Raw genomic sequence first — 14,559 nt, 5'->3', positions numbered from 1 at the left:
GTCTAACTATGCCCAAGCACTCGCCATCGACACTCAACCCCAGGTCGCCGCTGGTCCTCGACACGAGAGACCTGCCGCGCCGCCCTGGTGCGTTGCGTGAGGTCCAGCGGGTCGTGCCGGCACCGGCGGACCTCGGTGTGGAGTTGATCGGCGTGCCGGAGGGCGCGGACCTCGACCTCGATCTGAGGTTGCAGTCGGTGTCCGAGGGCGTGCTCGTCTCCGGGACCATCACCGGTCCCGTCCGGGGCGAGTGCGGCCGTTGCCTGCGCGAGATCAACGACTCGATGGGCGTGACGATCCAGGAGCTGTACGCGTACGAGGACAGCACCACGGACGCCACGACCGACGAGGACGAGGTGGGCCGGATGCAGGGCGATCTGATCGACCTGGAGCCGGCGCTGCGGGACGCGTTGGTGCTCACGCTGCCGACCAACCCGCTCTGCCGGGAGGACTGCCCAGGGTTGTGCCCCGAATGTGGGGCGCACTGGGACGATCTGCCGGCCGACCACAGTCACCAGCAGATCGACCCGCGTTGGGCGGGCCTGTCGCAACTGACCGTTACAGAGGAGTAAGAACCGTGGCCGTCCCGAAGCGCAAGATGTCGCGCAGCAACACCCGGTCCCGCCGGGCGAACTGGAAGGCGACGGTGGTCGCGACCATCGCGTGCCCGCAGTGCAAGTCCCCGAAGCTGCCGCACGCCGCCTGCTCCGTCTGCGGCACCTACAACGGCCGCCAGGTTCTCGAGGTCTGACCTGGACGCCGAGTGACGCCCCCGACCTCAGGTCGGGCGGCGCGCGCACCCTGGCATTCGCCCGGTGCCCCGGCTTCCTCCGACGCTGGCCGGCCCACTCCGGCCGGCGTTCCGATGGAGCCGGGCACCGCGCGGATCGCCGTTGACCTCCTCGGCGGGGACGACGCTCCCGCCGTCGTGGTTGACGGCGCTCTGCGGGCCATGCGCGCCGACCCTGACCTGCACCTGCTCCTCGTCGGCCCGGCCGAGGTCGCCGACGAGCTGATTGCTGCCCTCGATCCGCCGCAACGTACGCGGATCACGGTGCGGCCCGTCCGCGATGTCGTCGGCATGGCCGATCATCCCAGCGCCGCCCGTGCCGAGAGCACGGTCCGCGCCGCGGTCACCGCCGTGCGCGACGGGACCGCCGACGCCCTGGTCTCCGCCGGTGCCACCGGTGCCACCGTCACCGCCGCCGTGCTCGGCCTCGGCCGCTGGCCGGAGATCCGCCAACCCGCGCTCGCCGCGACCCTGCCCACCGTGGCCGGCCCGGTCGTGCTCCTCGACGTCGGCGGCTCGCTGGAACCCCGTCCGGCCACCCTGGCCCGCCACGCCGTGCTCGGCGCCGCGTACGCCGCCGTGGCGCACTCGATCGCCGCGCCGCGGGTCGGGCTGCTCTCGGTCGGCACCGAGGCCGGCAAGGGCGACCGGGTCCGTCGCGCCACCGACCCGTTGCTCGCCGTCGAGCCGCTGCCCGGTGGGGCGCGCTACGTCGGCCTGGTCGAGGGGTACGACGTGACCCTCGGCGCGCGCGTCGATGTCGTCGTCACCGACGGCTTCACCGGTAACGTGCTGCTCAAAGCCATCGAAGGCGCGTACGCGATGGCCGGTGGCCCGCCCGCGGAGGGCGGCGCGCCCCGCGCGGCCGCCCTGCTGGGCGTCGCGGGGACGGTGGTCGTCTGCCACGGTTCCGCCCGCGCCGACGATGTCGCCTCCGGCATCGCCCTCGCCGCCCACCTGTGGCGGCGGCGCGCCACCGATCTGGTCTCGGCGTTGCTCGACGGCGACGCCGCGATGAACCGCACCGACCGCTCCACCGACACCGAGGTACGCACATCATGAGCAACGACAAGCGGCGGCGGGCGTCCGTCGGTCATCTGGAAGCCGCGTTCGGCGTGAGCCTGGAACCCGAGCTGCTGGAGCGCGCCCTGACCCACCGCTCGTACGCGTACGAGAACGGCGGGCTGCCCACCAACGAGCGGCTGGAGTTCCTCGGCGACTCGGTGCTCGGCGTGGTGATCACCACCGCGCTCTTCCACAACCACCCGGACCTGCCCGAGGGGCAGTTGGCCAAGCTGCGGGCCAGCGTGGTCAACATGCGGGCGCTCGCCGACGTGGCGCGTGGCCTGGGCCCGGACGGCCTCGGCGCGTACCTGCTGCTCGGCAAGGGCGAGGAGACCACAGGTGGCCGGGACAAGGCGAGCATCCTCGCCGACACGCTCGAAGCGCTGCTCGGGGCGATCTACCTCCAGTACGGGTTGGACACCACCGGGATCGTCATCCACCGGCTCTTCGACCCGTTGATGGCCGAGTCGGCCGGTCGGGGCGCCGCACTGGACTGGAAGACGAGCCTCCAGGAGCTGACGGCGGCGCTCGGGCTCGGCGTCCCGGAGTATCGGATCGAGGGCACCGGCCCGGATCACCTCAAGACGTTCACCGCCTGGGTGGTGGTGGCCGGCAACCGGTACGGCGGCGCCGAGGGGCGCAGCAAGAAGGAAGCCGAGCAGCGGGCCGCCGAGGCCGCGTGGCGGACGCTCGCCGAGCAGAACGGCCAGGCCGGCGACGACGGCCAGGACGGCGACGACGGTCGGACCGGCGACGATGGTCGGGGCCAGCTGATCGACCCGGACGGTTCGGCCGACCGGGATGAGCCGTTCGGGCCGCTGGAACGCGCCGGGCGGGCTGCCCAGGCCGAGCAGGCCGACCACCTGGCGCAGGCCCTGCCGGCCGGGGGTGCCGACGGCCACGAGACGGGCCTGCGGCGTGCCTGAGTTACCCGAGGTGGAGACCGTCCGGCAGGGGTTGGCCCAGTGGGTCATCGGCCGTCGGATCGCGTCGGTCGAGGTCCGTCACCCGCGCGCCGTGCGCCGGCACGTCCCCGGCGGCGTGCACTTCGCCGACGTGCTCGCCGGCCGGACCGTGCTGGACGTCCGCCGTCGCGGCAAGTACCTGTGGCTGCCACTGGACAGCGGCGACGCGATCATCGGGCACCTCGGGATGTCCGGTCAGCTGTTGCTCCAGCCACCCGGCACCGCCGACGAGACCCATCTGCGGGTCCGGTTCCGGTTCACCGACGACGGGCCGGAGTTGCGCTTCGTCGACCAGCGCACGTTCGGCGGGCTCTCGGTGAGCGAGGGCGGCGCCGAGTTGCCCGACGAGATCGCGCACATCGCCCGCGACCCGATGGACCCGGAGTTCTCCGACGCGGAGTTCGTCGCCGCGCTGCGCCGCCGGCACACCGAGGTGAAGCGGGCACTGCTCGACCAGACCCTGATCTCCGGGGTGGGCAACATCTACGCCGACGAGGCGCTGTGGCGGGCCGGGCTGCACGGCGGCCGACCCACCGACGCGCTGACCGGGCCGGCCGCGCAGCGCCTGCTCGGCCACGTCCGCGACGTGCTCGCCGAGGCGATCAACGTGGGCGGCACCAGCTTCGACGCCCTCTACGTCAACGTCAACGGTGAGAGTGGCTACTTCGACCGCGAACTCAACGCCTACGGTCGCGAGGGCGAGCCGTGCCGGCGGTGCGGAGCGCCGATCCGCCGCGAGGCGTTCATGAACCGATCCTCGTACAGTTGCCCGCGCTGCCAGCCGCGGCCCCGGGGATCCCTTCGGGGATGACCCGGAGTCGGCTCCGGGTCGGCACCGGCGGGTCGCGGTCGGACCCCCCGGGCCGCACCCCGGTGTACGCCCGAATCGGCGTCTGATGCCCCTCTGGTGAGCCAATCGCCCTCAGTGTGACGGCTCCGGGGCGGGCCAGGGCCGTTCCCCGATGTGACCGCCTCGTCACGCACCTAACGTCAGCACCGTTGACACGGGGTTGACGTGACAGGGGGACCCGAGATGGGGAGAAGACCGGTGACGGTGCGGCTGGCGCGGTGGAGCGCCGAGCACCCGTGGCGGGCGATCGCACTGTGGGTCGTGTTCGTGGCGGTGTGCTTCGTGGGTGGCAGCGCCGCCGGCCTCAACGAGGCCACCAGCGCCGACGAGGGGATCGGCGAGGTGGGGCGGGCCGGCCTGATCGTGGACGCCGGAAGCTTCGACGATCCGGCAGTGGACAACGTGCTCATCACCGCGCGGGACGGCGCGCTGGACCCGGCGGCGGCGAAGGCGGCGGCCGACGACGCGGCAGCCCGGCTGCGTACGGTCACCGGGGTCGCCGAGGTGGGGAAGCCGGTCACCGCCCGGGACGGTTCGGCGCTGCTGCTGCCGATCACCATGTCCGGCGACCCGGAGACCGCCTCGGATCGGGTCCAGCCGCTGCGCGACGCCACCGCCGCCGTGCAGGGCGCGCACCCACAGGTGCGTGTCGAGCAGGTCGGCGGGCCGTCGATCGAGCAGGCGCTCGACGACACCCTGGGCAAGGACTTCAAGCGCGCCGAACTGCTCAGCCTGCCGGTCACCCTGGCCATCCTGATCATCGCGTTCGGCGCGTTGATCGCGGCCAGCGTGCCGGTGCTGCTGGCGCTCTCCTCGGTCGCCGCCGCGATGGGCCTGTCCACGCTCGCCTCGCACCTGGTCCCGGCCACCGACACCACGGCACCGGTGATCCTGCTGATCGGCATGGCGGTGGGGGTCGACTACTCACTGTTCTACATCCGCCGGGAGCGGGAGGAACGGGCCAAGGGCCGCTCCGGCCTGGACGCGGTGGAGATCGCCGCGGAGACCTCCGGGCACGCCGTGGTGGTCTCCGGCATTGCCGTGATCATCGCGATGGCCGGGCTGCTGCTCGCCGGTGACGTGGTCTTCTCGTCCCTGGCCGTCGGCTCGATCCTGGTGGTCGCCGTCGCCGTGATCGGTTCGCTGACCGTGCTGCCCGCCCTGCTGGCCAGGCTCGGCCGCTGGGTCGACCGGCCTCGGGTGCCGCTGCTCTGGCGGCTGACCGCTCCGCGCACCGACCGGCACGGCGAGCCCCGCAAGCCCCGGCTCTGGCCGGCGCTGCTTCGGCCGGCGCTACGCGCTCCGGTGGTGACGCTCGTCATCTCGGTCGGTCTGCTGCTCGCACTGGCCGCGCCGGCGCTCGGCATGAAGCTGAAGTTCCCCGGCTCGGAGGACCTGCCGCGCACCACCCCGGCCATGCAGGCGTACGACCGGCTCACCGCCGCGTTCCCGAGCAACGGCACCAATCACGTGGTGGCCGTCAAGGCACCGGCCGAGCAGGCCGACCGGGTCCACGCCGCGCTCACCGACCTGGCCACCCGGGCCGCCGGGGATCCGCTGTTCGCGCCGGCCGATGCGGACGGCCCGAAGATCGAGGTGTCGGCCGACCGGCGGGTGTCGGTGCTCGACGTCGCCACCCCGTACACCAGTCGGGACGACCGGTCGGTGCAGTCGTTGGACAAGCTGCGCGGGGACCTGGTCCCGGCTGAGCTGCGGGGCATCCCCGGAATCGAGTACGCGGTCGGCGGCGGCGTGGCCGAGAATGTGGACTACGCGGCCCACGTCCGGGACAAGTTGCCGCTGGTGATGGGCTTCGTGCTGGTGTTGACGTTCCTGGTGCTGGTGTTCACCTTCCGATCGGTGGTGGTCGCGGCCAGTTCGATCGCGCTGAACCTGCTCTCCGTCGGCGCCGCGTACGGGCTGCTGGTGCTGGTCTTCCAGCGCGAGTGGGCCGAGGGACTGCTCGGTTTCACCTCGATGGGCGCGATCGTGTCCTGGCTGCCGCTGTTCCTCTTCGTGGTGCTCTTCGGCCTCTCGATGGACTACCACGTGTTCGTGGTCAGTCGGATCCGCGAGGGGATCCGGGCCGGCATGCCCAACCGCGACGCCGTGTCGTACGGGATCACCTCGTCGGCCGGGGTGGTGACCAGCGCGGCGATCGTGATGGTCGGCGTGTTCTCGATCTTCGCCACGCTGAGCACGATCGACATGAAGCAGCTCGGGATCGGTCTGGCGGCGGCGATCCTGCTGGACGCCACGATCATCCGGGGAGTGGTGCTGCCAGCGTTGATGACCATGCTCGGCGATGCCAACTGGTGGGCCCCGCGTTTCCTGCGCCCCCGCCCGGCGGCCGCCCCGGCCGACCCGCCGGCCGCCACCCCGGAGCTGGTGCCGGTGTCCTGAACCAGGCGCTGGTGGCCGGGCTGCGTCGGCGGCCCGGCCACCGCCGTGTCAGGGCAGGGGGCAGGCTTCCCGCCAGGCGTCCAACTGACGGTCCTTGCGGATCGACGCGAAGCCGTAGCCGACGGTGGTGACGCAGAACTCGTCGGTCGAGCTGGCGTACTCCACGTGGAAGACCGGTTTGCCGGCGTCGACGAACGGCAGCAGCTTGGCGCACTGGCCCAGCCGGACACACTCCTCGTTGACGACGAAGTCGAAGTCCGGAGCCAGTGCGGCGAGCTGGGGCACGTCGTTGACCAGCCCGGGGGAGAGGCTCAGTGAGCGGGCCAGCTCGGCGAGTCGGCGGTTGAACAGCAGCTGGTCGTCGAAGTCGAGGGGGAAGCCGGTGCGGGACGCGTACCCGTCGGCGTCGGCGAGCGCCACCGCGCCGAAGCCCTTGCCCCGGCAGAGTCGAAAACGGTCGGCCAGCACCGGCTCGAGCGCGTCCCAGCTCCGTACGTCCAGCCACCGGCTGCCGGGCCGACGCCCGGTCGAGCCCTGGACGATGTCCGGGAACCGGCTGGCGTCCGGGTCGGCGGTGCCGACCGACCCGACGTGCACCTGGCAGATCAGCCGGCGGTCCCGGGACCGCAGTTCGGCGGTCTGCGCGGCGGTGGTGACCACCGGGTCGAGCAGGAAGACGTCCGATTCCACAGCCGGGTCGAGCGGGCCGCTGAGTTGCCACTGCCACTGCCAGGTGCGGGCCGACGCGGCCGGCCACGGGGTGGGCGCGCCGGGCGGGGTCAGCTCGGGTCGGCATCCGTACGCCGGCACCACGAGGACGAGTGCGACGCCGGCCGACAGGACGCGGCGCAGTGGGCGTACGGCGACGCGTCGCCGCGGCCGGATCCGCATCGGCAGCTCCCGGGTCCCGGACGGCCCGTCGCCGCCCGCACCGGTACGCCGCCCCCACGCTCCGGCCCGGCGTACCTCACCGGGTCAAACGAGCGCGGGGGCGCGAACGACGCGCGGTCAGCGCGGCGCCGCGAAGACCTGGGTCCAGTACGGCCCGTTGCTGGTGGCGATCCCGACGCCGATCTCGGTGAACGCGCAGTTCAGAATGTTGGCCCGGTGACCGGAGCTGTTCATCCAGGCGTCCATCACCGCAGCCGGGGTCTGCTGGTTCCAGGCCACGTTCTCGCCGTACGTGCGCCAGGCGTAGCCGACCCGGTCCAGCCGCGTGCCGGCGTTGCTGCCGTCGCTGCCGGTGTGCGACATGTTCTTGTGGTCGGCCTGGTCCTGGCTGTGCTTCTGGGCGGCGGTCATCAACTTGTCGTCGATGCTCAGTGCCCCGCAGCCGGCCTTGGCGCGCTCGGCGTTGACCAGGTCCACCACCTCACGGGCCTGGGCGCTGACAGTGCCGCTCGGCTCGCTCGGCCCGCCGGAGCCGCTCGAACCGTTGGAGCCGTTGCTCGTGGCCGGCGCGCTGGTGCGCGGCGCGCCACGCCGTGACGCGGCGGTGGTACGCGACGCCTCCGGGGTGGGCTTGACGACTCTGCTCGGCGTCGGGCTCGGTGGGGTCGGGCTGGGCGTGCTGGTCGGGGACGGCGCCGCGAGGGTGTCGAGAGTCGGCTCCTCGGTCGGCGCCGTCGACGGGGCGAAGGTGTCGTCGACGGCCGTCGGCCGGCTGGCCCCGTCGTCACCGCCGGGTAGTCCGACCGCGCCGACGCCGAGACTCACCACGAGGGTGGCCGCCGCGGCGGCCCCACCGATCATCAGCGGCCGTCGCCAACGGCGGCGGGAGCGGTGTCGTCCCTCACTGGGCCGGTCGGTGCCGGCGGGCCAGTCACCGGTCGTCTCCGGGCCGGGGTCGGGTCGCCAACCACCAGTCGTCTCCGGGCCGGCGTCACCGTGCCAGCCATGGCTGGCCGGTCCGGCGGGGCTGCCGCCGTGCCAGGAGTCGGCGGTCGCCCCGCTCGGGCTGCCGTCGCGCCAGGCGTCGGTGGTCGGTCCGCTCGGGCTGCCGTCGCGCCAGGCGTCGGTGGCCGGCCCGCCGCCGTGCCAGCCCTCGGAAGCCGCTCCAGCCGGGCGGGTGTCGTGCCAGCCCTCGGCCGGCTCGTGCTCCGGGCGCTGGTCCGGCCAGGCGGCCGTCTGAGCGTCGGCCGGCCCACCGGAGGTCTCGGGGTCCGCCTGCCAGTCGGTCGGGGGCTGCTCCCGGTGCCACCCGTCGCCGGGCTGGTTCGGGTCGTCACCGAACAGGTAGGCCGAGCGGGGCTCCGGACGGTCGTGCAGCCAGGTCGGCTCGTCGGTCGGCCGCTCGGCGCGCCGGGAGGCGCCGTTCGGGTCCATCGGGTCGGTCCAGCCGTACACGCCTATGCCTCCACGGGTCGGTTGCGGGCCGGGGTGACGCTACGGCGCGCCCGCGACCTGCGGCAACGTGGCTAAGGAAGAGTTAAGGGGAACTCGGACGCCAGGGTGCGGAATTCCGTGGATCCGGGCGTACAGTAAAGGCGTCCGGACAGAGAGTGTCCGTGCCATTGCGGCAGCCCCCCGACAAGTGGACAGGTCGACGTAGAGATGATCTACGGCCTGCGAGAACTTGACGAAGGAGGGGTTTGCGGCTCAATATATAGGTGTCGCCAGTCGCGCCCGGTCATGCCCAGATACAGCCTGGAATGACAGCCGCGTACAAATGGGCGCGCGTTGGTCCGGCCTTTCCGGCAGCGCATATCAAGGAGTCAGCATGGCGAAGGCCCTCTACGGCCACGTAGGTGCAGCGCCCGACCGGCGTCTGCTCGACGAGGTCACCCGACTGCGTTCCAGGGTTCAGGCACTGGAGTTCGAGATCACCCGGTTGCGTGCCGACAATGATCGGCTCGCGGCGGCCGCGGCGGAGGCAGACGATCTGCTCCGTCTGGCCGAGCCGGCGCTGACCTGATCTCTGCGTCGCAAAACTGAATCGCACTCTCGCAAAATGCGCGCCGACACCTGTGTGCCGGCGCGCAACACTGTCCGGCCCCTTTCGGCGCCAACTATTTATGATCTTGTGGCCGGTTCCGCCCTTACCGCGTCCCCGGTATCCGAATAGCACGCCCAGCGATAAGCGATCATGAACGGTCCTCGTCCCTGTCGTGATCGACACAACAACGGCGGACCCACGTCTCGCGCCCGGGCCGCACGCGGCCCGGGGCGGGTCGCGTGCCCGACCGCTCCCACCACCGGGTTAGTCTGCGAGTTCACCCAGGTCCCCACAGCCGGCGACGGTACGGCGGCCCCCGGACGAGGATCGAGAAGGTGTATCTCAAGAGCCTGACGGTGAAGGGCTTCAAATCCTTCGCCTCCGCCACGACGTTGAAGCTGGAGCCCGGGATCACCTGCGTGGTGGGCCCGAACGGCTCCGGCAAGTCCAACGTCGTCGACGCCATCGCCTGGGTGCTCGGCGAGCAGGGCGCCAAGGCGCTGCGGGGCGGCAAGATGGAGGACGTCATCTTCGCCGGCACCGCCGGCCGCGCGCCGCTGGGCCGTGCCGAGGTCACCCTCACCATCGACAACACCGACGGCGCGCTGCCGATCGAGTACACCGAGGTCTCCATCACCCGCCGGATGTTCCGCTCCGGCGAGAGCGAGTACGAGATCAACGGCAACACCTGTCGGTTGCTCGACATCCAGGAGCTGCTGTCCGACTCCGGCATCGGCCGGGAGATGCACATCATCGTCGGGCAGGGCCGCCTCGACGGCATGCTGCACGCCAAGCCGGAGGACCGTCGCTCGTTCATCGAGGAGGCGGCCGGCGTCCTCAAGCACCGCAAGCGCAAGGAAAAGGCGCTGCGCAAGCTCGACGCGATGCAGACCAACCTCAACCGCCTCACCGACCTCACCGCCGAGCTGCGCCGCCAGCTCAAGCCGCTGGGCCGCCAGGCCGAGGTGGCCCGCCGGGCGGCCGCCATCCAGGCCAACCTGCGCGACGCCCGGCTGCGCCTGCTCGCCGACGACCTGGCCACCCTGCGGAACACCCTGGACCGGGAGATCGCCGACGAGACGGCGCTGCGGGAGCGGCGTGAGCAGATCGAGGGCGAGCACGTGGAGGTGCAGGGCCGGCTCGGCGAGCTGGAGGCCGCCCTCGCGGAGGACGCTCCGCTGCTCGCCGCCGCCCAGGACACCTGGTACAAGCTGTCCGCCCTCCAGGAGCGCTTCCGCTCGATCGAGCAGTTGGCCCGGGAGCGGCTGCGGCACCTCAGCGCCAGCGGCGACGACGAACGGCCCGGCCGCGACCCGGACCAGCTGGAGGCCGAGGCGGAACGCGTCCGCGAGCAGGAGGAGGAGCTGCGCGCGGCGCTCACCGACGACCAGATCCGCCTGGCCGAGGCGGTCGAGCACCGCCAGGAGCTGGAACGGCAGCTCGCCGCCGCCGAGCGGGAGCTGGTCGCCGCGGCCAAGGCCATCGCCGACCGGCGCGAGGGGATGGCCCGGCTCACCGGTCAGGTCAACTCGGCCCGCGCCCGCACGACAAGCGCCGGCGAGGAGATCGAACGGCTCGCCGTCGCGCACGCCGACGCTCTGGGGCGCGCCGAGCAGGCACAGGCCGACCTGGACGCGGTGGCCGCCCAGTCCACCGAGGCCGACCGGGACAACGCGGACCTGGACGCCCGGCACGCCGAGGCGGTCGCCGTGCAGGAGCGGGCGCAGGCCACCGTGCGATCGCTTGCCGACGCCGAACGGACGGCGGAGAAGGACGCCGCCACCTGGAAGGCCCGGGAGGAGGCGCTCGCCCTGGGGCTGCGGCGCAAGGACGGCGCCGGGGCGTTGCTCGCCCGCGCCGACGACGTGCCCGGCCTGCTCGGCAGCCTCGCCGGGCTGCTCACCGTCGCGCCCGGCCACGAGGCGGCGCTGGCCGCGGCGCTCGGCGGTCTCGCCGACGCGGTAGCCGTCAGCGGGGTGGACGAGGCCGTCGAGGCGATGCGGCTGCTGAAGATCTCCGACGCCGGCCGGGCCGGTCTGCTCGTCGGCAGCCCGGCGGGACCCGGCATGACCGGCTCCGCCGACACACTGCGCCCGAAGCTGCCCGACGCGGCCAGGTGGGCCCCGGACCTGGTGGAGTGCGGCGAGGAGCTGCGCCCGGCGGTGCACCGGGCACTGCGGGACGTGGCGCTCGTCGACGATCTCGCCGCCGCGGCCGACCTGGTCGCCAGCAACCCCGAACTGCGGGCGGTCACCCCGGACGGTGACGTGGTCGGGGCGTACGCGGCGGCCGGTGGGTCGGCCAAGGCCCCCAGCTACATCGAGGTGCAGGCGGCCGTCGAGGAGGCCCGCAGCAACCGGCTCACCGCCGAGCGCGGTGGCGCGGAACTGCGTGACCAACTCGTCGAGGCGCGCGCCGAGGTGGCCGCCGCCAAGGAGGCCGTACAGCACGCCGCCGCCGAGAAGCGCGAGGCCGAGAGCCACCGCAACGCCGCCGCCCGGCGGTTGGCCGAGCTGGGTGCGGCGGCCCGCTCGGCGAAGGCGGAGACCGACCGGCTCGGCGAGTCCCACTCCCGCGCCGAGGCGGCCCGGCAGCGGGACCTCACCGCGCTCGCCGAGCTGGAGGAACGGCTGCGGCTGGCCGAGGAGACCCCGGTCGACGCCGAGCCGTCCAGCGAGGAACGCGACCAACTCGCCGCCATGGTGCCGCAGGCCCGGCAGAACGAGATGGAGGTCCGGCTCGCCGTGCGTACCGCCGAGGAGCGGGTCTCCTCGATCGCCGGCCGGGCCGACTCGCTGACCCGGCAGGCCACCGCGGAGCGGGCCGCCCGCGAACGCGCCGCGGCCCGGCGGGCCGCGCGCACCCGGGGCGCGGGCATCGCCCGCGCCGTCGCCGGCGGCGCCCGCGAGGCGCTCACCCGCCTCACCACCTCGATCGCGACGGCCGAGGAACACCGGGACGCCGTCGCCCGGGAACGCGCCGCCCGGGAGGCGGAGCTGCAGGAGGTACGCGGGGCAGCCAAGCGGCTCGGCGCGGAGCTGGAGCGGCTGACCAGCCAGGTGCACCGCGACGAGGTGGCCCGCGCGGAGCAGCGGCTGCGCATCGAGCAGTTGGAGGCGAAGGCCGCCGAGGACTTCGGGTTGGACGTGGAGACGCTCGTCGCCGAGTACGGCCCCACCCAGCCCGTACCGCCGACCCAGGTGGACGTGGCGGCTGCCGAGCGCGACGGCCTGCCGGTGCCCGAGCCGGTGCGCTACGAGCGGCCGGTGCAGGAGAAGCGGGCCGCCAAGGCGGAACGCGAACTGGCCCTGCTCGGCAAGGTCAACCCGCTCGCGCTTGAGGAGTTCGCCGCGCTGGAGGAGCGCTTCAAGTTCCTCTCCGAGCAGTTGGAGGACCTCAAGGCAACCCGGCGGGACCTGCTCACCGTGGTCAAGGACGTGGACGAGCGGATCCTGGAGGTCTTCGCCAGTGCCTTCGAGGACACCGCCCGGGAGTTCGAGCAGGTGTTCACCGTGCTCTTCCCCGGCGGCGAGGGCCGACTGATCCTCACCGACCCCGACGACCTGCTCACCACCGGTGTCGAGGTGGAGGCCCGCCCACCGGGCAAGAAGATCAAGCGGCTGTCCCTGCTCTCCGGTGGCGAGCGGTCGCTGACCGCGGTGGCCATGCTGGTGGCGATCTTCCGCGCCCGGCCCAGCCCGTTCTACATCATGGACGAGGTGGAGGCGGCCCTGGACGACGTGAACCTGGGCCGGTTGATCACATTGCTGGCACAGTTGCGGGAGAAGAGTCAGCTGATCGTCATCACGCACCAGAAGCGGACGATGGAGATCGCCGACGCGCTCTACGGAGTGACCATGCGCAGCGGGGTCACCCAGGTGATCAGCCAACGGCTCAACCGGGCCGACGAGGACGACCAGCGGCACCGCCGCGGCGAGGAGAACGGGTAGTGGCTCGGGAACGCGCGACGGCGCTCCTGCTGGACTTCGACGGCGTACTGCGCCGGTGGGATCCGGCGGTGGCCGCCGTTGTCGAGCGGGAGTACGGCCTCTCCGAGGGGGTGCTCGGTGAGATCGCCATGCAGTGGGGGCGGCTCCAGCCGGTGCTCACCGGCCAGGTCAGCCACGCCGAGTGGATGAGCAGTGTGGCGGACGCCCTGGCCGAGTCGGTGGGCAGCCCGGAACGGGCCCGCGCCGCTGTCGAGCAGTGGCAGGGCTACCGGGGCGAGGTCGACCAGGAGGTGCTGGCGTTCGTCCGGGAGGTCCGCGCGGCGGGCGTCCGGGTCGGGCTGGGCACCAACGCCACCGACCTGCTCGACGCCGACCTGGCCGCGCTGGGCCTGGTCGGGGAGCTGGACGTGGTGGTCAATTCCTCCACGATCGGCGTGCACAAGCCGGCCCCGGAGTACTTCCAGGCCGCCTGCGTGGCCCTGGCCACCCCGCCGGCCCGGGTCCTCTTCGTCGACGACGAGGACTGGGCCGTGCGGGGCGCCCGCGCCGCCGGGCTGTCGGCGCACCGCTGGGGCGGCCACGCCGACCTGCGGTACCTGCGGGCGGCCCTGGACTACTGAGCCGGACCGCCGCTCAGCCCAGGCCGGGGACCTCGGTCACCGTGAACGGTGGTGCCGGCGCGGTCGCGTTGAGCTGGCTGTTGACCCAGAGCAGCCGGTCGCGGTCGCGGGCCAGGGTGGTCGGGGACTGCTCCAGGCCGGCGGTGCGGGACTGGCGGACCACCCGGGCGGCCCGAAGGTCACCGTCCAGCACCGCCAGGTTCACCGCGAAGCGGTACCCGTCAGCGGGGTCCGGGAAGTTGACCACACCGTAGAGGCGGTTGCCCTCCAGCAGCAGCCCGTCGGCACCGAGCTGTCCACCCGACACGGCGACCTCGCTGGCCGTGGCGTCGGCGAGGTCGATGCGCCAGAGACGTTCGGTGCCCGGCGCGCCGGTGCCCTGGTCGGCGACGAGCGCGACCCGATCGTCGGCGTCGGCGACGATGCCGTTGAGAAAGCCCGGGGCGGTCGGGAAGTCGGACGGCCGCAGCCACGGTTCGAGTGGACCGACGCGCTCACCGTCCAGCGTGGCCCGCCAGATCGTGCCGCCGGCCGAGTCGGTCACGTACGCGGCGTGGTCGGTGATCACCAGGTCGTTGAGAGCCGCACCGGTCACCGCGCTCCGCTTCGCCAGCAGGCGGCCGTCCGGGTCGTACACGAAGAGGGTCGCGGTGTCGTAACCGGCCACGAAGAGCCGGCCGGCGCGATCGACGTGGACCCCGGCGGCGTGGGCCCGCCCGTCCGAGCCCGCGGGGAGGAACGGACGCAGCCGCTGGTGCCGGACGTCGCCGCGGTAGACGGCCCCGGTGGCGAGGCTGGTGACGTACATGGTGCCGGCGCGGGTGACGGCGATGCCCTCGGGCAACACGCCCGGTTCGCGGGAGACGACGTACGTGTCGGGTTGCGCGTCAGCGGCGCGCGCCGGGGTGCCTGAGGTGCCGGCGAGCACGACCACGCTGGTGGCCAGGACAAGGAAGGTGTGCATGGAACGAGGATCCGATC

General features: G+C 73.0%; 12 protein-coding genes. 9 read left to right on the top strand and 3 right to left on the bottom strand.

Translation table 11 applies throughout. From position 1 onward, the window contains the following. Nucleotides 1-8: 8 nt before the first annotated feature. The 6 genes from AB0A90_RS21280 to AB0A90_RS21255 all read left to right on the top strand — a co-directional run bounded on the left by AB0A90_RS21280 (nt 9) and on the right by AB0A90_RS21255 (nt 6,073). Entirely contained in the window at nt 9-572 is a 564-nt protein-coding gene (locus AB0A90_RS21280) for a YceD family protein (RefSeq protein WP_110562455.1), read from the top strand. Between the two features lie 5 nt (nt 573-577). Further along, nucleotides 578-751: a 50S ribosomal protein L32 gene (rpmF, locus tag AB0A90_RS21275; RefSeq protein WP_252416735.1), complete on the top strand. Its 174-nt coding sequence runs from the start codon at nt 578-580 to the stop codon at nt 749-751. 114 nt (nt 752-865) lie between these two features. After that, on the top strand, nt 866-1,852 hold the full coding sequence (locus AB0A90_RS21270; protein WP_357250484.1) for a phosphate acyltransferase PlsX: 987 nt from the start codon (nt 866-868) through the stop codon (nt 1,850-1,852). After that, nucleotides 1,849-2,781, top strand: coding sequence for a ribonuclease III (gene rnc, locus AB0A90_RS21265; protein WP_357250482.1), 933 nt, complete (start codon nt 1,849-1,851; stop codon nt 2,779-2,781). The genes AB0A90_RS21270 and rnc overlap by 4 nt, the downstream gene beginning before the upstream one ends. Then, nucleotides 2,774-3,631: a bifunctional DNA-formamidopyrimidine glycosylase/DNA-(apurinic or apyrimidinic site) lyase gene (gene mutM / locus AB0A90_RS21260; RefSeq protein WP_357250480.1), complete on the top strand. Its 858-nt coding sequence runs from the start codon at nt 2,774-2,776 to the stop codon at nt 3,629-3,631. Before rnc ends, mutM begins: the two co-directional genes overlap by 8 nt. Before the next feature lie 222 nt (nt 3,632-3,853). Next, nucleotides 3,854-6,073, top strand: a complete 2,220-nt coding sequence (locus tag AB0A90_RS21255) for an MMPL family transporter (RefSeq protein ID WP_357250477.1) — start codon at nt 3,854-3,856, stop codon at nt 6,071-6,073. Between the two features lie 48 nt (nt 6,074-6,121). Here AB0A90_RS21255 and AB0A90_RS21250 read toward each other — a convergent pair whose 3' ends face one another. Together AB0A90_RS21250 and AB0A90_RS21245 are read right to left on the bottom strand one after the other, a co-directional pair. Then, nucleotides 6,122-6,964, bottom strand: coding sequence for an endo alpha-1,4 polygalactosaminidase (locus tag AB0A90_RS21250; RefSeq protein ID WP_357250474.1), 843 nt, complete (start codon nt 6,962-6,964; stop codon nt 6,122-6,124). Nucleotides 6,965-7,081: 117 nt separating this feature from the next. Beyond that, a complete protein-coding gene (locus AB0A90_RS21245; protein WP_357250471.1) occupies nt 7,082-8,419 on the bottom strand; it encodes a CAP domain-containing protein in 1,338 nt (445 codons plus the stop codon). Nucleotides 8,420-8,792: 373 nt separating this feature from the next. Here AB0A90_RS21245 and AB0A90_RS21240 point away from each other — a divergent pair, with 373 nt between their 5' ends. The 3 genes from AB0A90_RS21240 (at nt 8,793) to AB0A90_RS21230 (ending at nt 13,578) form a co-directional block, all read left to right on the top strand. Continuing rightward, complete coding sequence (locus AB0A90_RS21240) at nt 8,793-8,987, top strand: hypothetical protein (protein WP_030487463.1); 195 nt, start codon at nt 8,793-8,795, stop codon at nt 8,985-8,987. Nucleotides 8,988-9,343: 356 nt separating this feature from the next. Continuing rightward, nucleotides 9,344-12,958, top strand: a complete 3,615-nt coding sequence (gene smc / locus AB0A90_RS21235) for a chromosome segregation protein SMC (RefSeq protein WP_357250468.1) — start codon at nt 9,344-9,346, stop codon at nt 12,956-12,958. Continuing rightward, nucleotides 12,958-13,578, top strand: coding sequence for an HAD-IA family hydrolase (locus tag AB0A90_RS21230; RefSeq protein WP_357250465.1), 621 nt, complete (start codon nt 12,958-12,960; stop codon nt 13,576-13,578). Before smc ends, AB0A90_RS21230 begins: the two co-directional genes overlap by 1 nt. A 13-nt stretch (nt 13,579-13,591) precedes the next feature. Here the strand turns inward: AB0A90_RS21230 and AB0A90_RS21225 are convergent, their stop codons facing one another. After that, nucleotides 13,592-14,542 (bottom strand): superoxide dismutase, encoded by a 951-nt coding sequence (locus tag AB0A90_RS21225; protein ID WP_357250462.1) that lies wholly within the window; start codon nt 14,540-14,542, stop codon nt 13,592-13,594. Between the last annotated feature and the right edge of the window lie 17 nt (nt 14,543-14,559).

This window comes from Micromonospora sp. NPDC049204 (assembly GCF_040647935.1).
Classification (GTDB): domain Bacteria; phylum Actinomycetota; class Actinomycetes; order Mycobacteriales; family Micromonosporaceae; genus Micromonospora.
Note: the sequence above shows the minus strand (reverse complement) of the source record. Positions and strands in the feature narration are given on the sequence as shown.